The organism is Streptomyces sp. SID13726 (assembly GCF_010548375.1).
Classification (GTDB): domain Bacteria; phylum Actinomycetota; class Actinomycetes; order Streptomycetales; family Streptomycetaceae; genus Streptomyces.
This window is the reverse complement of sequence record NZ_JAAGLY010000004.1, coordinates 171,999-191,984: the sequence shown is the minus strand read 5'-3', so window position 1 is coordinate 191,984 and position 19,986 is coordinate 171,999. Positions and strand designations below refer to the sequence as shown.

Genomic DNA, 19,986 nt, shown 5'->3' with positions numbered 1-19,986 from the left:
GTGTGACAGGCGGAACGAAGTATTCAGTAGAGGGCGAAATTTCGTCAGAAACGCATGAGGGCCCCGTTTCCGAAGTGACGGAAACAGGGCCCTGATGTGGAAACGGGGAAGATCAGAAGCGTCGAGTGATCAGCGCTCGCTTCACTTCCTGGATCGCCTTCGTGACCTCGATGCCGCGCGGGCAGGCGTCCGTGCAGTTGAAGGTCGTGCGGCAGCGCCAGACGCCGTCGCGGTCGTTGAGGATCTCCAGGCGCTGCTCGCCCGCCTCGTCACGCGAGTCGAAGATGAAGCGGTGGGCGTTGACGATGGCCGCCGGGCCGAAGTACTGGCCGTCGTTCCAGAAGACCGGGCAGGAGGAGGTGCAGGCGGCGCAGAGGATGCACTTCGTGGTGTCGTCGAAGCGCTCGCGGTCCTCGGCCGTCTGGAGACGCTCGCGCGTGGGCTCGTTCGTGTCCTTCGTGATGAGGAAGGGCATGACGTCCCGGTACGCCTGGAAGAACGGCTCCATGTCGACGACCAGGTCCTTCAGGACCGTCAGGCCCTTGATGGGCTCGACCGTGATCGGCTTCGACGGGTTGAGGTCCTTGATGAGGGTCTTGCAGGCAAGACGGTTCTTGCCGTTGATCCGCATCGCGTCCGAACCGCAGATCCCGTGGGCGCAGGAGCGGCGGAAGGTCAGGGTGCCGTCCATGTCCCACTTGACCTTGTGGAGGGCGTCGAGGACACGCTCCTTCGGGTCGATCTCCAGCTGGAAGTCTTCCCAGGTGGCCTCCGCCGAGACCTCCGCGTTGAAGCGGCGGACGCGCAGGGTGATCGTGATGTAGGGGGAGTCGGCGAAGCCGGGCTCGGGCTCGCCGGCCGCGTCCGCCTTGTCCAGAACTGGGGTTGCCATCAGTACTTACGCTCCATCGGCTGGTAGCGGGTCTGGACGACCGGCTTGTAGTCGAGACGGATGGACTCGGCGCCGTCGTCGCCCACCTCGCGGTACGCCATGGTGTGGCGCATGAAGTTGACGTCGTCGCGGTTCGGGTAGTCCTCGCGGTAGTGACCGCCGCGGGACTCCTTGCGGGCCAGCGCGGAGACCGCCATGACCTCGGCGAGGTCCAGCAGGTTGCCGAGCTCGATCGCCTCCAGCAGGTCCGTGTTGAAGCGACGGCCCTTGTCCTGGATCGAGACGTTCTTGTACCGCTCGCGCAGCTCCGCGATCTTCTCGACCGCCGTCTTGATCGTCTGCTCGGTGCGGAACACCATGACGTTCGCGTCCATGGTCTCCTGGAGCTCGCGGCGCAGCACCGCCACGCGCTCCGTGCCGGTCGACCCTCGCAGCCGCTCCACCTGGGAGACCACCAGCTCCGCCGGGTTCTCCGGCAGCTCCACGAAGTCCGCCTTCTGGCTGTACTCGGCGGCGGCGATACCCGCGCGACGGCCGAACACGTTGATGTCCAGGAGGCTGTTCGTGCCCAGACGGTTCGCGCCGTGCACCGACACGCACGCGACCTCGCCGGCCGCGTACAGGCCCGGGACGACCGTGGTGTTGTCCGACAGGACCTCACCCTCGACGTTCGTCGGGATGCCGCCCATCGCGTAGTGCGCGGTGGGCTGGATCGGGATCGGGTCCGTGTACGGCTCGATACCGAGGTACGTGCGCGCGAACTCCGTGATGTCCGGGAGCTTCGCGTCCAGCTGCTCCGGCGGGAGGTGCGTGAGGTCGAGGTAGACGTGGTCGCCCTCGGGACCGCAGCCGCGGCCCTCACGGATCTCCGTGTAGATGGAGCGGGACACGACGTCTCGGGACGCGAGGTCCTTCATCACCGGCGCGTACTTCTCCATGAAGCGCTCGCCGTCCTTGTTGCGGAGGATGCCGCCCTCACCACGGGCGCCCTCCGTCAGCAGGATGCCCATGCGCCAGATGCCGGTCGGGTGGAACTGGAAGAACTCCATGTCCTCCAGCGGAAGGCCCCGGCGGTAGACCGCCGCCTGGCCGTCGCCCGTCAGCGTGTGCGCGTTCGACGTCACCTTGAAGAACTTGCCGGTGCCGCCGGACGCGTAGATCACGGCCTTCGCCTGGAAGACGTGGATCTCGCCGGTCGCCAGTTCGTAGGCGACGACGCCCGCCGACCGCTTCACGCCGTCGACCTCGGTGATCAGCTGGTCCAGGACGTAGAACTCGTTGAAGAACTCCACGCCCTCCTTGACGCAGTTCTGGTACAGCGTCTGGAGGATCATGTGGCCGGTGCGGTCCGCGGCGTAGCAGGACCGGCGGACCGGCGCCTCACCGTGGTTGCGGGAGTGCCCGCCGAAGCGGCGCTGGTCGATCGTGCCGTTCGGGGTGCGGTTGAACGGCAGGCCCATCTTCTCCAGGTCGAGGACCGAGTCGATGGCCTCCTTCGCCAGGATCTCCGCGGCGTCCTGGTCGACCAGGTAGTCGCCGCCCTTGACCGTGTCGAAGGTGTGCCACTCCCAGTTGTCCTCCTCCACGTTGGCCAGCGCGGCGGCCATGCCGCCCTGCGCGGCGCCCGTGTGGGAGCGGGTGGGGTACAGCTTGGTCAGCACCGCGGTGCGGCTGCGCTTCGTCGACTCGATGGCCGCGCGCATGCCCGCGCCACCGGCGCCGACGATGACGGTGTCGTACTTGTGGATCTTCATGATTCTCGCAGCCCCGTGCCTAGCGGATGTTCGGGTCGAAGGTGAAGATCACCAGCGTGCCCAGCAGGATGGTGAACACCGTGGCGGTGTAGAGCAGGCCCTTGAGCCACAGCCGGGTGTTCGCGCGCTCGGCGTAGTCGTTGATGACCGTGCGCAGACCGTTGGCGCCGTGCAGCATCGCGAGCCACAGCATCAACAGGTCCCAGACCTGCCAGAACGGGGAAGCCCAGCGGCCCGCGACGAACGCGAAGCCGATCTTCGACACACCGCCGTCCAGCACCAGCTGGATCAGCAGGTGGCCGATGACCAGGACGACCAGCACGACACCCGAGAGCCGCATGAACAGCCACGCGACCATCTCGAAGTTGCCGCGGGTCGAGCGAGGGGTCTTCTTCGTGCGCTTGCGGGGGGCCTCGATCAGCGGCGCCGGGTTGTCGGCGTCGTAACCGGAGGGGCCCTCGACGGGGCCGATGCCGGAAGCGGTGGTTTCAGTGGTCGCCATCAGTCTCAGCTCCCGAACAGTTCACGAGCGGCGTGGCCGAGGACGGGGTAGATCGCCCCGATCATGAGTACGACCCACAGGCCCACGACGGACCAGAGCATCTGCTTCTGGTAGCGCGGGCCCTTCGACCAGAAGTCGACGGCGATGACGCGCAGGCCGTTGAGCGCGTGGAAGAGGATGGCGGCGACGAGGCCGTACTCCAGGCACGCGACGAGCGGGGTCTTGTACGTGGCTACGACCTTGTCGTAGTCCTCGGGGGAGACACGGACGAGAGCGGTGTCCAGCACGTGAACGAACAGGAAGAAGAAGATGAGGACGCCGGTGACTCGGTGAGCCACCCAGGACCACATTCCTTCCCGGCCGCGGTACAGCGTTCCAGCCGGCACGGAAGTCCCTCCGGGAGCGGGGTATTGGGGCCGCGCCGGCTTGTGCTTTGTCGGACGGGCCCGGCCGGGTACGGTCCACCGGCCCCCAGCATCGTAGCGAGACGCTAGCGCTGGGCTTACGCCGGGCCTACCGGTGTGATCAAAGTGGCACGCGGATGGGTGAGCGTAGGCGGCATCTGGGGTGGTCTCGACTGTTATGTGCCGGGTGCGGGGTGCGTGTGGCTTGTCGCGCAGTTCCTCGCGCCCCTCAGGGAAGACATCAGACGTTCCTTTGCCAGGCGCCGTAGCTCCTCCGCCGCCACCACCCGTTCGTCCTCCGGATCGTTCGTCAAACGTGACCGGATGCCCTCCAGGACGTGGTCCAGGGCCTCGGCCGGGGCCAGGCCGTCCAGGCAGATGACGAAGGCGTGGCCGAAGCGGGCCTCGTAGGCGGCGTGGGCCGCGTCGAGGGCCAGCTGGGCGGCGGAGTAGCCGCCGTCGGGGAGGGCCGGCAGTGACTCTCCCGCCAGTGCTTCCGAGAGGTCGGCGGTCGTGAGGTCGTAGGCGGCCTCGTCGGACGCGGCCAGCAGGGCGTCCACGGTGGGGTAGGGGCGGTGGGTCGCGATCCGGTCCGCCCAGCGCAGGCTGCGGAGACAGGCCGACAGCAGCGCGCGGGCCTCGTCGGCCGGGGCGGAGTTGAAGGCGTCCAGCACGGTGGGCAGGGACGGTATGGCCGGTCGGCCGGAAAGGTGTGTGGGCGTCACGTGTGTTTCGACAGGGGAAGCTGTGAGCGGTGTGACCTCACGCTACCGAGAGTGGACATGACCTGTCCGACGGATGCCCGAATTTCACCCGCACGGGAGAGTTTCGGAACGTGTGGTGGACGCACGTCTTCGCCCGAGGCCCTAGCGTGGGCGGTGTGAGCCAGCACAGGAAGCGACCGGAGCGGCAGGCGCGGGGGCTGATCGCCGGGGCGGTCGCCGTCACCGTCGCCGCCGGGGTGGGGCTCGGGCTGTGGGCGGGCGGCGACGACAGCGCGCCCGCCGGATCGGCGCGGGCGCAGGCGCGGTCCACGGCGCCCGACGAAGCCGGGTCCGCCGCCTCCCGGCCGCAGAGCCCGACACCCAGTCCCACCCGCTCCTACCCGCTGTCCAAGACCCCGCGCACCATCCCCGCCGTCCGCGCCCACACCCCGGCCCGCGGCCCCGGCTGGCGCCCGGCCGCCGGGCTCCGGGTGGTCGTGAACGACGCCGACCTCGCCGACGAGGGGCGGCTGGTCGCCGGTGAGCTGGGGCTGACGTACGCCGGGCAGAAGGACGACGTGCGCGCCGGGGACGTACGGCTGACGCTCAACGACGACGAGGGGGCGGACCCGGAGTCGTACGCCATGACCGTGCGCGGCGGGCGGGTCGTGATCAGTGCGGCGGACGACGCGGGGGTGTTCTACGGCACCCGCACGCTCAAGCAGGAGGTGCACGGCGGCGGTACGGCGCCGGAGGGCGTCGTGCGCGACGAGCCGGCCAAGCCGGTGCGCGGGTTCATGCTGGACATCGCGCGCAAGCACTTCACGGCCGGGTGGATCGAGGACCGGGTCAAGGAACTCGGCGATCTGAAGTACAACCAGCTGGGCCTGCACTTCTCCGACGACCAGGGCTTCCGGATCGAGTCCGACTCGCACCCGGAGATCGTGTCGCGGCAGCACCTCACCAAGACGCAGGTGCGGCAGATCCTCGCGGTCGCGGCGCAGCGGCACATCACCGTCGTACCGGAGATCGACTCGCCCGGGCACCTGGGCGCGGTCATCGCCGCCCACCCCGAGCTCCAGCTGCGCAGCGCGGCGGGGACGGCGGCGCGGGGTGCCGTCGACATCTCCAAGCCCGCCTCCGCCAAGATCGTCGACGATCTGCTGAACGAGTACGCCGAGCTGTTCCCCGGCGCCGACTGGAACCTCGGCGGCGACGAGTACCGCGCGCTGACCGTCTCCAGCCCCGCCACGACCTACCCGCAGCTCGCCACCGCCGCCCGGGAGACCTACGGCTCAGGGGCCTCCGTCGCCGACCTGACGACGGGGTGGCTCAACGACCGCGCCGACACCGTCCGGGCCCACGACAAGGTCCCGCGCGCCTGGAACGACGGCTTCTTCCGGGGTACGTCCGTCAAGCCCGCCGCCGACCTGCGGGTCGCGTACTGGACAGGCAAGGAGATCGGCGCCCGGGTGCCGGTGGAGTACCTGAGCGCCGGGCGCAAGGTCATCAACTACAACGACGAGTTCCTCTACTACGTCCTCGGGGAGCCGAACACCTTCGTCTACCCGACCGGGCAGCGGATCTACGAGTCCTGGACCCCGAGGGTCGTACGCGGCACCGCGGCCGTCCCCGCCAGCTACGACGACCAGATCCTCGGCGGGTCCTTCGCGGTCTGGTGCGACCTCGCGGGCTCGCAGACGCAGGACCAGGTCGCGGCCGGCATCCGGATGCCGCTGCGGGCGACCGTGCAGAAGCTGTGGGACCCGGACCGGCCCGAGCTGTCCTGGACGCAGTTCAAGGCGCTCGGCGACCGGCTGGACTGAGGCCGCCGGGATCACGGGGCTCCGGGATGCCTGGATTCCCGGAGTCCCGTATTCCCGGTGGACGTACGAGGCCGACGAACCGTATGTTCCGCATGCCGCGCGTGAGGCACTGGGGAGAACCCGCGCGGTCTGCTGACCATTCACATCACGGGGGACACACCATGCTCTGCACGCGCTGCCGGCACGCCGAAGCCCTGCCCGACGGGGTGCTGTGTCCCGGGTGCGCCGCGCCCGCCGGCTTCCAGGCCCCGCCGACCGGGGTCGCGCCGAACGCCTGGCTGCGCTCGCCGGTCGGGCTCGGCCGGGCCGCCGCCGCACTGCTCGGACTGGCCGCCGCCGTCGACGTGTTCGCCCTCGGGGCCGACTACTTCATGTACGACGTCACGGGTGACCCCGCCGACTACGCCTCGGACCGGGGCGACCTGGCACACACCCTGCTCTCCGTGGCCGGGGGCGCGCAGGGCTTCGCGCTGATCGTCTGCGGTGTCGTCTACCTGGTCTGGTTCTGGCGGGTCCGGGTCAACTCCGAGGTCTTCAACCCGGTCGGACACCGGATGCGGCGGGGCTGGACGCTCGGCGGCTGGGTCGTGCCGATCGTCAACCTCTGGTACCCGCGCCGGATCATGGTCGACATCTGGGACGCGAGCAGCGCGGGGAACCGGCCCGAGGGGCGGGCGCTGCTCAACGCCTGGTGGGCGCTGTGGCTCGTCTCCACCGCCGCCGGGCAGGTCCTGTACAACGCGTACGACGACGCCGACACCTCCGCGGAGATCCACGACGCGATGTCCCAGGTGATGATCGCGGACACGCTCGACCTGCTGGCCGCGCTGGTCGCCGCCGCGCTGGTGCTGCGAGTGACCCGGATGCAGGACCGGAAGGCGCACGCGGGACCCGGGGTGGCCGTCGCCGTGTGACGGATTTGGTCCATCCTGCTGCGAACTGCCGTACGAATGTGGTGTATTCGGCCCCGAACCGTACCGAGCAGCCAGGGGGGCCGGGGATGGGCTACTGGGGTTACTTCGTCGTGGGCCGCGGGGAGCGGCCGCTCGCCGAGCTGGACGCGCTGGCCGGTGCCGAGGGCATGGTCCTGCGGGAGTCGGCGCCCGGCGGATGGCAGGTCTGGGAGTACGCGAGCGGCGAGGGCGACGTCGGGAACATGAACTCCCTTGCCCTGGAGACCGGTTCGCCCGCGCTCTTCGGCTACGTCATGGACAGCGCGTCGGTGGTGCTGGAGGCGGCGGGGCCGGAGAGCGGGGCCTGGACGACCTGTCTGGCCCGGACCGCCATGGCCGAGTACCTGGAGGGCGGCGCCGAGGGGCTCACCCTGGACGACTACTTCCTCGAACCCCGGGACGCGGCCGCGCGAGCCGTCGCCTGGGCCGCCGAGGCGGGTTGCGAGGTCCCCGAGGAACCGCTCCTGGACGTACTGACCTCCGAACCCGACCCGTTGGCCGAAAACCTCTTCTTCCGTATGCTCGACCGGCTCGGTGTGGTGCCCCTGTGACACGGTCGGGCCATCGCACGCAGTAAGGGGAAGTGCGGGTTCCGTAAGGGGACACCGCCCGGCGAGGGAGGCGTGGATGAGTCTGGTGGAGCTGATGGGCCAGGCCGACGAACGCGGACTGGCCGCGAGCGGGTTGGCTTGTTTGGATCGCTGTGTACCGCTGCTGGGTGGCGACGACGAGGTCCTGCGCCCGCTGTGGGCCGGGCTCGCGGACGACGCCGGGACCGGGGAGTGGGGCGAGCGGCTCACGCAGGTGCGCGGGAAGCTGCCGAGTCCCGTCGCACCGCAGCCGGGCGGCGCCGGGGCCGAGGACGAAGCCGTGGTGCTGGCCCGCCGGATGCTCGCCGAGGCGCCGGCCGGACGCTCCGCCGGGGAGGTACGGGAGTGGGCGGACGCCTGCTCGGTCGCCGCGCTGCGGATCCACCGGCTGCTCGAACCGCTGAAGTCCGCGGCCGCCCCGGTCGACGCCTGCCGAGAGGGCCGTACGGAGGGCATGTCACCGCTCGTCGCAGCCGAACTGCGCCGCCAGATCGCCGTCCTGGAACTCCTCGCCGACCACGGCCCGGCCGGTCTGCGCCCCGCCCTGGAGGTCTCGACGGAGGGCCGCCGGGTGCTGCGCGCGGTGGTGTCGCGGAGGAGCCGGCGGCGGGGGTGAGGGTGCGGTGACCCGCGGTCGCGGTCAACACCCTTGCCGCAAGGGTCCTGTGACTGTCCGGAGGCGGTTGCGGTGAAGGTGGGGCGGTCCTGCGCCGGTCCCGGTGAAGGGCCCCGAATCGTGTGACGAAACCCCGTCCCACCACGCTTTTCCCCATGTGACGACTGATGTGACGACTGATGTGACGGCTCAAGCGACAGCCCATACGACCGCCCATCCGCCCGCCCACTCGCCCGCCCCCCATCCGCCCGCCCCCCGTCCGCCCGCCCACTCGCCCGCCCCCCGTCCGCCCGCCCACTCGACGCCCCGTACGACCGCTTGGCCGCCCGCCGGTGCGACCGCGCGTGAGCACCCCCGCCCCTCCGCCGCCACGAAACCCGTGCGCTGGGCCGCCGACGCGGCGGCGGCTCTCCGTGAGGGCGCCCGGGTGCGGCTCGACTACTCGGCGCAGAGCCTGTGGCGCGTCGACCGGCTGATCGACGAGATACGGCGGGAGGGCGCGCCGTACGCCGCCGTGGAGACCGTGCTGCGCGGGCTCGGCGCCTACGCCGGTGAGGTCGTCGTGCGTCAGACCGGTGCCGAGTGGTGGGCGAGCGGTGGCGAGCACTGGGTGCGTACGCCCGACGGCCGGCTGTGGGACCCGGTGGACGAGGCCCGCCGCTGCTTCCTGGGGGACGGCTCGCTGCGGCTGCTGTGCCGGGACGCGACGAGGTCGTAGGACGGGGTTCGGCAAAAAGGCCGTAATAAGAGACGCTGCCGTTCCCAAAGGTGTGGCGGTGGGCGCACGATGGGGTCATGGCCGACAACCGCCGCTGGTGGGCTCTCGTAGTCATCGCACTCGCCCAGTTGATGGTCGTGCTGGACATGACCATCGTCAACATCGCCCTGCCGTCCGCCCAGGCCGACCTGAACATGTCGGACGGGAACCGGCAATGGGTCATCACCGCGTACACCCTCGCCTTCGGCGGGCTCCTGCTGCTCGGCGGCCGGATCTCCGACCTCGCCGGGCGCAGGACCACGTTCATGATCGGGCTCGTCGGATTCGCCGCCGCCTCCGCGCTCGGCGGGGCCGCGACCGGCGAAGGCATGCTGTTCGGGGCCCGCGCCCTCCAGGGCGTGTTCGCCGCGCTGCTCGCGCCCTCCGCGCTGTCGCTGCTCGCGACGACGTTCACCGACCCCAAGGACCGCGCGAAGGCGTTCGGGGTGTTCGGGGCGATCGTCGGAGCGGGCGCCGCGATCGGGCTGCTCGCGGGCGGACTGCTCACCGAGTACCTGGACTGGCGCTGGTGCCTCTACGTCAACGTGCCCGTCGCGCTCGTCGCGTTCGCGGGCGCCTGGGCGATCCTCGCCCCCGGGGAGCGCCATCCCGACGCCCGTCTCGACGTGCCCGGCGCGCTGCTCGGCTCGGGCGGCATGCTGTCGCTGGTCTACGGCTTCTCCGAGGCGGAGTCCAGGAGTTGGGGCGACGGACTCGTGGTGACCCTGCTGGTCGCCGGAGTCGTCCTGCTCGCCGTGTTCGCGGTGTGGCAGACCCGGGCGCGGGTGCCGTTGCTGCCGATGTCGGTGATCAAGGACCGGCAGCGCGTCGGCGCCTTCCTGACCGTCCTGTTCGTCACCGTCGGCATGTTCGGCGTCTTCCTCTTCCTGACCTACTACCTTCAGGGCGTGCTGGGTTGGTCGCCGCTGAAGACCGGGCTCGCGTACCTGCCGATGACGGCCGCGATGATCGTCGGCTCGACCCAGATCGCCGCACGGCTGCTGGGCCGGGTGGCGCCCCGTCTCCTCATGGTGCCCGGACTCCTGCTAGCCGCGGGCGGGTTGGCGGTCATCGCGCAGGTCGGCGTGGAACCGGCGTACGCCTCGCACGTCCTGCCCGGCATGCTGATGCTCGGCCTCGGCATGAGTACGGCGATGATGACCTCCGTCTCGCTCGCCACCGGAAGCGTCGCCCCGCGCGACTCGGGCGCGGCCTCGGCGACCTTCAACACCGCGCAGCAGGTGGGCGGTTCGATCGGTACGGCGCTGCTGAACACGATCGCCGCGAGCGTGACCGCGACCTACCTCACCGCGCACGCGGGACCCGGTGTGGACCGGCGGCTCCTCCAGGCGGAGGCCACCGTGCACGGCTTCAACGTGGCCACCTGGTGGGCGTTCGGCGCACTGCTGCTCGCCGCGCTGATCGCCGGGGTCGTGGTGAACGCGGAACGGGCGCCCACTCCCCAGGGTGCGGGGGAGCGGACGCCCGAGCCGGTGGATTCGGCGCTCTAGAGGGTTACTTGACGTACACCAGGCCGTCCGTCGTGATCGTCGGACGGCCGCTGGTGCCGGCCACCACGATCCTCACGGTGTGCTTGGCGCTGCTCGACCAGGACTTGGTCCAGATGGCCTGACGGTAGGCGGTGGCCGAGGACTTGAGGTCCACGGTCGCGACCCTGGTGCCGTCCACGTAGACGTACGCCTGCCCGGAAGTGGCCGCCCGCGAGACCACCCAGGCGGCGGACCGGCCGGTGAAGGTCCAGGTCAGGCTCGCGTTCTTCGAACCGCTGGAGTACGACTTCCCGCCGAGGTAGCTGCTCGACGAACGGGCGCTCCAGCTGCCGGACTTCGTCGCCGAGGTCTCCTGGAGGATCATCGGCGTGTACGACGGCGACGACGTACGCGTGTTGCCCGCGACGTCGTACGCCCTCATCGACCAGGTGCTCGCGGAACCGGACTTGACGGTACGGCTAGAGCTGGTGGTCGTCGGGCCGAAGGTGGCCGTCGTCGGCGAGAGCAGGCCGACCTGCTTGAGGGCGGTGTTGTCGGTGGCCTTCCAGCCGAGCGTCACCGGGACCGCGGTGGTGCTGACCGTGCCGGTGCGCAGGGAGATCCTCGGCGCGGTGGAGAAGGCCGGGGCGGTGGTGTCCGCGACCACGGTCAGCGCGGCGGTCGCCGCACCGGTCCTCCCGGACTGGTGCACGGCCCGTACGGCGACCTTGTGGCTGCCCGCCGCCAGGGTCGTGCTCACCGAACCGGTCGTACCCGCGACGGACGCGACGACCTTGCCGTCGACCAGCAGCTCGACCTTCGAGATCAGCGAACTCGGCGTGGTCGCCGACCACTTCGCCGTGATCGCGCCCTTCGTGTAGTACGTCGACCCGGACAGCGCCGCGCCGGTCAGCGAGGTCAGCTTCAGGCCCTGCACCGGGCCGGCCGCCCAGGCGCGGATGGTCCCCAGCTGCCCGTAGAGCGAGGTGCCCGGGCACTCCGTGGCGTAGCCGTCGCGGTGACCCGAGATCCGGTCGAAGGGGTACGCGGTGCCCGAGGTGAAGCTCGTACCGGCGAGGTTCTTCTGCGTCGCGCCCGCCGTGAGCTGCACCGTCGAGGCGGGGTCGGCGCCGTACTGGCCGAGCTTCCAGGCGGCGACGCGGGCGACCGAGGTGAGCGCGGCGGTCGAGGCGCCCGCGGCGGTGTAGTCGCCGAGCACCGCGATGCCGGTGGACTCACGGTTCCAGCCGAAGGTGTGCGCGCCGAGGACCGGCAGGTCCCCCCCGCCCTTGCGGCCCTCGAAGACGGTGCCGCACTTGTCGACCAGGAAGTTGTAGCCGATGTCGTTCCAGCCGTTGCTCTGCACGTGGTACGCGTAGATACCGCGGACGAGCGCCGCCGAGTCGGTGCAGGAGTAGTCGTTGCTCCCGGCCGTGTGGTGGACGAAGACCGCCTTGACGTCGGTGTTGTACTCCGAGGGGTCCGGGCTGATCGTCTCGTCGGCGCCCCAGTCGGCGCGCGAGGTGATCGGCGGCTGGGGGACCGTGGAGGCCGGTGCGGTGGGGGTGTCGGCGGCGAGGGCCGTGGTCACGCTCCGCGCGTACGCGGCGGGTTCGGGTGCGGTGGGCTCGGCCTCGGTGGGCCGCGTCTCGGCCTCGGTGACCACGCCCGGGTCGACCAGGTTGACCTCAAGTCCCTTGGGCAGCCCGGAACTTGTGGTGCCGTCCTCGTGGACGACCTGTACCTCGACGCCGTCCGAGGGCCCCACCCACAGGGGCTCGGACGCACCGCGCGCACCGGCTCGCTCCTGCGGGTCCTCGACCGGGTCGGCGTCCGTCTCCAGGTCCTGCCAGGACGTCCACGCGCCGGTGTCGAGGCTCCGGGTGCGCACCTGCGCCCTGCCGTCCAGCTGCCTGGTCGCGCCGGTCCACGAGACGCCGAGCAACGAGAACTGCCTGGTCTCGGTCCGCGGCAGCTCCCGCTCGCCGGTCTCGGGTGCCTTCAGCGCGAGGTCGTAGACCTTCACCGGCCGCTTCTCGATCGTGTCCGCCGAGTTGTCGGCCGGGCCGGCGGTGGCGTACGTCGTCACACCACCGCCGGTCACGACCACCGCGCCCAGCGTCAGCCAGGCCCGTCGCTTCATGCTGAGCGGTCTGTACGCGCGCGTCTTTCGACGACTCAACTACCCCACCCCTGAGATCAGTCACAGAAACACCACCCGTCACAGGGGTGGCACTTACACAGCGTCCGAACCTGTCCAGGCGTCACAGCGGCCCGTCCGCGGGGTGCCGGCCGGCTGTGACACTTCTGTGCGGTCCGGCGCTGTTGCCCGTGGGGGACGAGGGCAAGGGCGACGGCGCCGGACGGCGTGGGCTCGCCATCGACCGGCGGACGGGACGGTTCTTGGGCCAGGGAGGCGAGTCCCGACGCGGCGCGGCGTACGACGGGGAGCTGGGCGCGGCCGTCGCACGGGCCCAGCAGGGCGACGAGGCCGCCTTCGCGGTCGCCTACCGGCTGGTGCAACCCGGACTGCTCGGGTATCTGCGCGGGCTGGTCGGCGAGGACGCGGAGGACGTGGCCTCCGACGCCTGGCTGGAGATCGCCCGGGACCTCGGCCGCTTCAAGGGCGACGGGGCCGGGTTCCGCGGCTGGAGCGCGACCATCGCCCGGCACCGGGCCCTGGACCATCTGCGGCGGCTGCGGGTACGGCCCCGGGCGACGGCCCTGGAGCAGGACATGCTGGATCTGCCCGGCCCGCACAGCACCCACGACCAGGCCCTTGAGTCGCTCTCCACCGGGTTCGCCCTCGACCTGGTCCGCGGCCTGCCCCGCGACCAGGCCGAGGCGGTGCTGCTGCGGGTCGTGGTCGGCCTGGACGGCCCCACGGCGGCCCGCGTCCTCGGCAAACGCCCCGGCGCGGTGCGCACCGCGGCCTACCGGGGCCTCAAGCGCCTGGCCCAGCAACTCGGCACCGAGGGTGTGACGGATGACGGGCCCCGGACGCTGGGGGAGTCGACATGACAGGCGAGGACGCCACGTCGGACAGGGACGGACACGGCATGGGTGACCAGCGGAGCGAGGAGGGGGGACCCTTCGGAGACCGGCCCGCATGCCCCGGGCGTGTGTATCACGGTGTCTCCGGCGGGAAGCCGGTCCGCGGTGACGGCGGCGGCTCCCGGCCCGCGTCGGCGGACGGTCACCGGACTTCTGGCGGGGCGCAGTCGTCGTACGAGGAGAAGGCGGGGCACGAGTCGGGCAGTGAGGCGGTGCAAGACTCCGGCGACGGGACGGCGCACGACGAGTCGGCCTATGACGACAGCCCCCTCGCCGCCATGCTCGGCGCGGCGATCCGGGGGGAGAGGCCCGACGGGGAGGCGGAGCGGCGGGTGCTCGGGGCGTTCCGGGCCGCCCGGGACGCGGGGGCGCACCGGGCGCGGACCCGGCGACGGGACGACTGGCGGCCGCGTGGGCGGCGTTGGGGCGGACGGTCGTTGAAGGCGACGGGCTCCCTGCTGCTCGCGAGCCTCACGCTCGGCGGGGTGGCCTACGCGGCGATCGGTACCGGGGACGGTGGCCCGGCCAAGGGGGCGGTGGGGGCGGAGCCCGTACGTCCCGGGGTCACCACGGCGAGCGTGCCGGCCGCCGGTTCGCACAGCAAGGGCGAAGCCACCGCGTCCGTCCCCGCCGAACGGCCAGCCACCGCGAAGGACACCCTGGCCCACTGCCGGGCGTACGAGAAGCTCGTGGGCAGGGGCGGGGCGCTGGACTCCACGGCCTTGCAGCGGCTGGCCGCGGCTGCCGGGGGGACGGCGAAGGTGAGCGCTTATTGCGCCGCGCGGGCGGGTGCGGACACGGCCGGGGAAGGCGTGAAGCCGGGGAAGCGGAAGGGCGTCGGCAAGACGAAGGGCAAGGCGGTCGGGAGGTGACCCCGCCCAGGGCGTCGGGGACGGCCGGGGCGGAGCCGGTCAGGAGGCCGGGGCCACGTACGGGAAGGCCGCGGTCGGGCGGGCCGTGACGCTGGACTTGGTCAGGCCGATGTCGAACGGGGTGTTGGTGGCGAGGCTGAACATCACGTTCACCACGTTGTCGGTGAGGGTGCGGCCGTTGCAGCCGGCGAAGCCGTAGCCGGCCGCGCTGCCGACGCGGTAGGGCAGCACGTCGGGGAAGAGGAAGGCGGTCACGGCCTCGCCGTAGGCGCGCGGGTCCGCGGCCGTGTCGTAGGCGGCCACCACGTCGGCGACCCGGCCCGCGATCAGGTCGGTGTACAGCTCCCGGTCCTGGTCGGGCGCCGTGGTGTTGTAGCGGTCGCCGAGCTCCGGGTCGTGCTGGCTGAAGATCGGGTGGAACATCGGGTGCCCGGCGCGCTGGATCTGCCGCCAGCCCCCGGCGTCGGTGGCCAGGACGCTCACCGCCCAGATGCCCAGGGCGTGCGCGCCGCCGGTCTGCCGCAGCAGCTCCTCGTCGGAGAGCTCCAGGACGATCGAGTGCACGGTCTGGCCGGCGAACACGTTGGTGGCCTTGCTCCGGTCCCAGGCGGACAGGTCCGCGCGCTCACCGTGGCCGAACGCCTCGCCCACGGCGGCCAGGACGTCGTGGTCGATCCAGAACGGGTCCCCGGCACGACCGGCCCAGACTCGCTCGCCCGCGCTCCCGGTGACCTCGCCGCCGGTGACGCCGGTGGCGATCTCGGTGCCGGTGGCGTGGTCGTCGCGCGACTGGTCGCCGGTCAGCCGGTGCAGGACCCAGGGCTGGCCGCCGTCCGCGCCGGGCTCGCCGAAGGTGAAGCGGTAGGCGAGGTCCTGGCGGGCGTCGCCGTCGGTGTCGACACGGAACTCGTAGCGGCCCTCGTGGTGGAAGCCCTGGGGGGCGTCGGGGCCGGTGATGGAGTTGTTGACGTTGAGCACGAACACGGTGCCGCGCTCGCCGCGGAAGACGTAGAGGTCGGTGATGTCGAGCCGGACGTCCTGGCGGGCTGCGGGGGAGTCGAGGTGGTGCGACATGAGGGTTCCTTCGCTGGTGAGGTCCGTGGCCACGAGCCTCTGCCGGACACCGGCCCCATGTCGTGAGCAGTTCTGCTCAACGGCTACCCATTTCGGCGCCCCGCCCGTGCTGTGGGGGACCGTGCGTCGCCGGGGGCGGGTGCCGGGTGCGGGGCCGGTACGCGAGGAGACATGAGAGGGTTTCTGACGTGACCAGCGTGACGCGCCCGATGAGTGGCCTGCCCGCCGCCTTCACCAGCTTCGTGGGGCGGCAGCGTGAGCTCGCCGAGGTGCGCCGGCTGCTCGGCAGCGCGCGGCTGGTGACCCTGACCGGGGCCGGCGGGGTGGGCAAGACCCGGCTCGCGCTGGAGACGGCCGCGGCGTCCGCCCGGTCCTTCCCCGGCGGGGTGTGGCTGGTGGACCTGGCTCCCGTGCGCGATCCGGCGCTGGTGGTCGAGGCGGCCGCGGTGACGCTCGGGGTGGTGGACCAGGGGACCCGGCCGGTGCTGGAGCTGCTGGCGGCGCAGGTGTCCGGGCGGCGGCTGCTGATGGTGCTGGACAACTGCGAGCACCTGGTGGAGGCGTGCGCCGAACTGGCGCAGGGCCTGCTCTCGGCCGCCCCCGAGGTGCGGATCCTCGCCACCAGCAGGGAGACCCTGCGGCTGACCGGCGAGCACGTCATCGCCGTGGCGCCGCTGGCCCCGCAGGACGCGGCCGAGCTGCTGGTGCAGCGGGCGGCCGCCGTACGGCCCGGTTTCCGGCTCACGGAGACCAACCGGGCGGCGATCGACCGGCTGTGCGCCGGCCTCGACGGGCTGCCGCTGGCGATCGAACTGGCCGCCTCCCGGCTGCGCACCCTGTCCGTGGAGCCGGTCGTCGAGCGACTGGAGGACCGCTTCGCCCTCCTGACCGCCGGCAGCCGCACCGCCCAGCCCCACCAGCGGACCCTGCGCGCGGCCATCGACTGGAGCTGGGAGCTGTGCGGGCCGGCGGAACGGCTGCTGTGGAGCCGGCTGTCGGTGTTCGCGGGCAGCTTCACGCTGGAGGCGGCCGAGGAGGTCTGCGCGGGGGAGGTCTGTGCGGAGGAGGGGGTGGGTCCGGTGGGTCTGGGTGGGGGCCGGGGTGCTTCGGGTGTGGGGTTGGCGGGTTTGGGTGACGGTCCGGGTGTTCCGGGTGTGAGGCCGGCGGGTTCGGGCGATGGTCCGGGTGCTCGGGGCGAGCGTCCGGTGGTTCCGGGTGAGGGCCAGGGTGCCTTGGGTGTGGGCTCCACGGTCCCGGGCGACGGTGTGGGTGCTCGGGGTGTGAGGTTGGAGGGTTCGGGCGGGGGCCAGGGTGCCCCTGTCGCGGGTTCCGGGGGTTCGGGTGAGGGCTCTGGTGTTTCGAGTGAGCGTTCGGCGGGCTTGGGTGAGGGGCAAGACGCCTCGGGTGTGGAGTTGGCCGGTTCGGGCGACGGTCCAGGTGATCCGGGCGAGCGTCCGGTGGTCCCGGGTGAGGGGCAGGGTGCCCCGGTCGTGGGTTCCGCGGGTTCGGGCGAGGGCTCTGGTGTTCCGGGTGAGCGTCCGGTGGTCCCGGGTGAGGGGCAGGGTGCCCCGGTCGTGGGTTCCGCGGGTTCGGGCGAGGGCTCAGGTGTTCCGGGCGGGCGTCCGGCGGTCCCGGCTGAGGGCCAGGGCGCCCCAGTCGCGCGCTCCACGGCCCCCGGCGACGGTACGGCCGCTCCGGGTGCGAGCCCGGCGACCTCGCAACAAGACCTGGCGAACCTGCAAGACGGCTCGGCGCCCCGGCAAGAGGGTCTGGCGATCCCGCAAGACGGCTCGGCGTCCCAGCAAGACGGCTCGGCGTCCCAGCAAGGCAGCCTGGCGGCCCCGCAAGACGGCCCGGCATCCCCGCAAGACGGCCTGGCGAACCCGCAAGACCGCTCGGCGTCCCCGCAAGACGCCCCGTCGCCCCGGCAACACGGCCCGGCGACCCCGCAAGACCACTCCGCACCCTCTCAACACGACCCGACAACCCCGCAAGACCACCCCGCACCCCGCCAAGACACCCCACCACCCCCACCACCCCCACCCACCCACCTAGCCACCGAAGAAGTACTGGACGTCCTGGACCGTCTGGTCGCCCAGTCCCTCGTCGAGCTGGCCGGTACCGATGAACTCCCGCGCTACCGACTGCTGGAGACCATCCGTCAGTACGGGGCGGAGCACCTGGCGGAAGGCGAGGAGTGGCGGTTGCGGCGGCGGCACCGGGCCTTTTTCCTCACCCTCGCCGAGCGGTGCCGTCAGGACTGGTTCGGTGACTGTCAGGCCGAGAGCCTGGCCCGGCTGCACGCCGACCACAGCAATCTGATGGCGGCCCTGGAGTACCAGCAGGACACGGAGGCGAACACCGCCCCGGACGACGGCACCGGACCCGGCCACGACCTCCGCGCGGACCGGCAGACCGCGCTGGCACTGCCCGCCGCACTGGTCTTCCACTGGATCGCGGGCGGCTGCCTCAGCGAGGGGCGGCGGTACCTGGAGCGGGCGCTGACCGTGGCGCCGGAGCCCACCGCGACCCGGCTGCGCGCACTGCTCGTCGCCACCCACGTCGCCTGCATCCAGCCCGACCTCGCCGCGGCCCACCGCTACCTGGACGAGGCCGCCGAACTCGCCGTACGCCTCGGGGACGCGACCGCCGCCGCCGACGTGCTCGGGCACCGTGGCGTACTGGCCCTGCACGAGGGGCGCGCCGAGGAGGCCGTAGACCTCGTCGGGCAGGCCCTGGCCGCGCACACCGCGCTCGGCGACCGGTACGGCGAGGTCCGCTGGCGGTGTCAGCTGGGGATCGCCCAGACCCTGGGCGGGGACCCGCGCGCGCCCGAGACCAGCGCGCGGGCGCTCGCCGCCGCCGAGGAGCACGGGGAACGCTGGTCCCGGGCCCGGCTGCTGATGGTGCTGGGCCGCCGCGCGTGGGAGCAGGGCGAGCAGGCCGAGGCGCGGGACCAGACGCTGTCCGCGCTGGAGACCCTGCGCGGCTTCCGCGACGCCCTCGGCGTGGCCGACATGGTCGAGCAGCTCGCCTGGATCACCGCTTCCGCGGGCGACCACAGACGGGCCGGCCGGCTCCTCGGCACGGCCCGGTCGCTGCGCGGGAACGTAGGCATCACCCACGTCACGGACGACCGCCACCGCGAGTACCACGACCGGTGCACGGACCTGGTCCGCAAGGCACTGGGCCCGGACGCCTACGACCAGGCACTGGAGGCGGGGGCCGCGGTCAACGGCGTCGCCCAGGCCATCGACTACGCCCTGGGCAACCGGAGCGACGGCAACCCGAGCCGTACGGGTACGGCCGCCGTGCCCCCGGCCCCCGCAAGCGGACTCACCCGCCGCGAGGAACAGGTCGTCGCCCTGGTCGCCCGCGGCATGACCAACCGCAGGATCGCCGCCGAACTGGTGCTGTCCCCCCGTACCGTCGACAACCACGTCAACCGCATCCTGACCAAGCTCGGCTTCTCCTCCCGCGCCCAGATCGCCGCCTGGTGGGCCGCCAAGTAGGTAGCCGTTGAGCAGAACTGCTCACGACGCGGGCGGTGCGGGTGGCCGAGGCTCGTGTCATGGCACTTGTACCGAACAACACGCTGATCACCGCCACCCCTGAGGACGGCCGGGCGCTGGCCGTGAAGATGGCCCGCCTGGTGATCAAGGCGACGCAGCCCGACGACGAGGTACGCGGACGTCTGCGCCCGGTGTACGCCGAGAACCCGGACGCGCTGATCGCGATCGGGCAGGTGGTGGCCCTGGAGTTCGCCACCATCGCCGCCGCGAACGACTACTGGCGCTGACGGTCGTGTCCGCCGTCCCGACGACCCTCGCCGAGGGCTATCTGCTGCCGGAGTCGACGCTCAAGGACGTGGTCGACACCCTGGTGCACCTGGTGGAGTTCGCCGGTGCGCTGGTCATCTTCGTCGGCGCGCTCTGGACGTTCGTGCAGCTGCTGCGCGGCGCGGCGCCCTGGTCCCTGCGGGCCGGTGTCCGGGAGCCGCACTGGGAGTTCAACCGCATCCGGCTGTCGCTCGGGCGGTTCCTCACTCTGGGCCTGGAGTTCCAGCTGGCCGGGGACATCCTGCGGACGGCCATCGCGCCGACGTTCACGGAGATCGGACAGCTGGCCGCGATCGCCGCGATCCGGACCGTCCTGAACTTCTTCCTGGGCAAGGAGATCGAGAAGGAGCGCAAGGAGGTCGAGCAGCCGGCGGGTGAGCGGCCCGCCGCGACCCCTGCGGCCCCGTCATGACCGAGCTGCTGCGTCAGACGGCCCTGCTGGTGACCCTGCTCGGTCTGCTCTCCGCCGTCTGCGTCGGCCTGCGTCTGCGCCGCGTCCAGCCCACGGTCGCCCTGCTGACCGACTTCCTCCTGGCGGCCGGGCTGATCCGGCTCGCCGCGGCCCCCTCCTGGACGTCACTGGCCGTCGCCGCGGCCACCGTCGCCGTCCGGATGCTGGTCAACGCGGGCCTGCGGGCCACGGCCGCCCGCCACTGAAC

The 19,986-nt window shown here is 71.9% G+C and carries 19 protein-coding genes; 12 read left to right on the top strand and 7 right to left on the bottom strand.

The window, feature by feature from the left end; all coding sequences use genetic code 11:
* Positions 1 to 112: 112 nt before the first annotated feature.
* The 5 genes from G3I78_RS12135 to G3I78_RS12115 all read right to left on the bottom strand — a co-directional run bounded on the left by G3I78_RS12135 (position 113) and on the right by G3I78_RS12115 (position 4,277).
* Entirely contained in the window at positions 113 to 892 is a 780-nt protein-coding gene (locus G3I78_RS12135; protein WP_164423435.1) for a succinate dehydrogenase iron-sulfur subunit, read from the bottom strand.
* On the bottom strand, positions 892 to 2,646 hold the full coding sequence (sdhA, locus tag G3I78_RS12130; RefSeq protein WP_164423433.1) for a succinate dehydrogenase flavoprotein subunit: 1,755 nt from the start codon (positions 2,644 to 2,646) through the stop codon (positions 892 to 894). Before sdhA ends, G3I78_RS12135 begins: the two co-directional genes overlap by 1 nt.
* A gap of 19 nt (positions 2,647 to 2,665) precedes the next feature.
* Positions 2,666 to 3,148, bottom strand: a complete 483-nt coding sequence (locus G3I78_RS12125; protein ID WP_164423431.1) for a succinate dehydrogenase hydrophobic membrane anchor subunit — start codon at positions 3,146 to 3,148, stop codon at positions 2,666 to 2,668.
* Positions 3,149 to 3,153: 5 nt separating this feature from the next.
* A complete protein-coding gene (gene sdhC / locus G3I78_RS12120; RefSeq protein WP_007384241.1) occupies positions 3,154 to 3,534 on the bottom strand; it encodes a succinate dehydrogenase, cytochrome b556 subunit in 381 nt (126 codons plus the stop codon).
* Between the two features lie 194 nt (positions 3,535 to 3,728).
* Complete coding sequence (locus G3I78_RS12115) at positions 3,729 to 4,277, bottom strand: 2-oxo-4-hydroxy-4-carboxy-5-ureidoimidazoline decarboxylase (protein ID WP_164423429.1); 549 nt, start codon at positions 4,275 to 4,277, stop codon at positions 3,729 to 3,731.
* Positions 4,278 to 4,432: 155 nt separating this feature from the next.
* Here G3I78_RS12115 and G3I78_RS12110 point away from each other — a divergent pair, with 155 nt between their 5' ends.
* The 6 genes from G3I78_RS12110 (at position 4,433) to G3I78_RS12085 (ending at position 10,509) form a co-directional block, all read left to right on the top strand.
* The gene (locus G3I78_RS12110; RefSeq protein ID WP_164423428.1) at positions 4,433 to 6,082 is read left to right on the top strand and encodes a family 20 glycosylhydrolase; all 1,650 of its coding nucleotides are present in this window, start codon (positions 4,433 to 4,435) and stop codon (positions 6,080 to 6,082) included.
* Positions 6,083 to 6,243: 161 nt separating this feature from the next.
* On the top strand, positions 6,244 to 6,996 hold the full coding sequence (locus tag G3I78_RS12105) for a DUF4328 domain-containing protein (protein WP_164423426.1): 753 nt from the start codon (positions 6,244 to 6,246) through the stop codon (positions 6,994 to 6,996).
* 86 nt (positions 6,997 to 7,082) lie between these two features.
* A complete protein-coding gene (locus G3I78_RS12100; protein ID WP_164423424.1) occupies positions 7,083 to 7,586 on the top strand; it encodes a hypothetical protein in 504 nt (167 codons plus the stop codon).
* 76 nt (positions 7,587 to 7,662) lie between these two features.
* Positions 7,663 to 8,241, top strand: coding sequence for a hypothetical protein (locus G3I78_RS12095; RefSeq protein ID WP_164423422.1), 579 nt, complete (start codon positions 7,663 to 7,665; stop codon positions 8,239 to 8,241).
* 379 nt (positions 8,242 to 8,620) lie between these two features.
* On the top strand, positions 8,621 to 8,959 hold the full coding sequence (locus G3I78_RS12090; protein ID WP_164423420.1) for a hypothetical protein: 339 nt from the start codon (positions 8,621 to 8,623) through the stop codon (positions 8,957 to 8,959).
* A 77-nt stretch (positions 8,960 to 9,036) separates the two neighbouring features.
* A complete protein-coding gene (locus G3I78_RS12085) occupies positions 9,037 to 10,509 on the top strand; it encodes an MFS transporter (protein WP_164423418.1) in 1,473 nt (490 codons plus the stop codon).
* A 4-nt stretch (positions 10,510 to 10,513) separates the two neighbouring features.
* Here the strand turns inward: G3I78_RS12085 and G3I78_RS12080 are convergent, their stop codons facing one another.
* The gene (locus G3I78_RS12080) at positions 10,514 to 12,631 is read right to left on the bottom strand and encodes a peptidoglycan recognition protein (protein WP_164423416.1); all 2,118 of its coding nucleotides are present in this window, start codon (positions 12,629 to 12,631) and stop codon (positions 10,514 to 10,516) included.
* 260 nt (positions 12,632 to 12,891) lie between these two features.
* Here G3I78_RS12080 and G3I78_RS12075 point away from each other — a divergent pair, with 260 nt between their 5' ends.
* Together G3I78_RS12075 and G3I78_RS12070 are read left to right on the top strand one after the other, a co-directional pair.
* Positions 12,892 to 13,509, top strand: a complete 618-nt coding sequence (locus G3I78_RS12075; RefSeq protein ID WP_164424161.1) for an RNA polymerase sigma factor — start codon at positions 12,892 to 12,894, stop codon at positions 13,507 to 13,509.
* Complete coding sequence (locus G3I78_RS12070; RefSeq protein ID WP_164423414.1) at positions 13,506 to 14,414, top strand: hypothetical protein; 909 nt, start codon at positions 13,506 to 13,508, stop codon at positions 14,412 to 14,414. Before G3I78_RS12075 ends, G3I78_RS12070 begins: the two co-directional genes overlap by 4 nt.
* Positions 14,415 to 14,453: 39 nt before the next feature.
* On the opposite strand, the gene G3I78_RS12065 is transcribed toward G3I78_RS12070, so the two are convergent.
* Positions 14,454 to 15,488 carry a DUF4331 family protein gene (locus G3I78_RS12065; protein WP_164423412.1) on the bottom strand — a complete coding sequence of 345 codons (1,035 nt, stop codon included), beginning with the start codon at positions 15,486 to 15,488 and terminating at the stop codon, positions 14,454 to 14,456.
* A gap of 188 nt (positions 15,489 to 15,676) precedes the next feature.
* Here G3I78_RS12065 and G3I78_RS52825 point away from each other — a divergent pair, with 188 nt between their 5' ends.
* From G3I78_RS52825 to G3I78_RS12045, 4 genes are read left to right on the top strand one after another with little or no spacing between them, the layout of a single operon-like run.
* On the top strand, positions 15,677 to 19,000 hold the full coding sequence (locus G3I78_RS52825) for a LuxR C-terminal-related transcriptional regulator (protein ID WP_164423410.1): 3,324 nt from the start codon (positions 15,677 to 15,679) through the stop codon (positions 18,998 to 19,000).
* 59 nt (positions 19,001 to 19,059) lie between these two features.
* Entirely contained in the window at positions 19,060 to 19,287 is a 228-nt protein-coding gene (locus G3I78_RS12055) for a hexameric tyrosine-coordinated heme protein (protein ID WP_164423408.1), read from the top strand.
* A gap of 5 nt (positions 19,288 to 19,292) precedes the next feature.
* Positions 19,293 to 19,739, top strand: a complete 447-nt coding sequence (locus G3I78_RS12050; protein WP_343243726.1) for a DUF1622 domain-containing protein — start codon at positions 19,293 to 19,295, stop codon at positions 19,737 to 19,739.
* Entirely contained in the window at positions 19,736 to 19,984 is a 249-nt protein-coding gene (locus G3I78_RS12045; protein WP_164423406.1) for a DUF1622 domain-containing protein, read from the top strand. Before G3I78_RS12050 ends, G3I78_RS12045 begins: the two co-directional genes overlap by 4 nt.
* Positions 19,985 to 19,986: the final 2 nt, after the last annotated feature.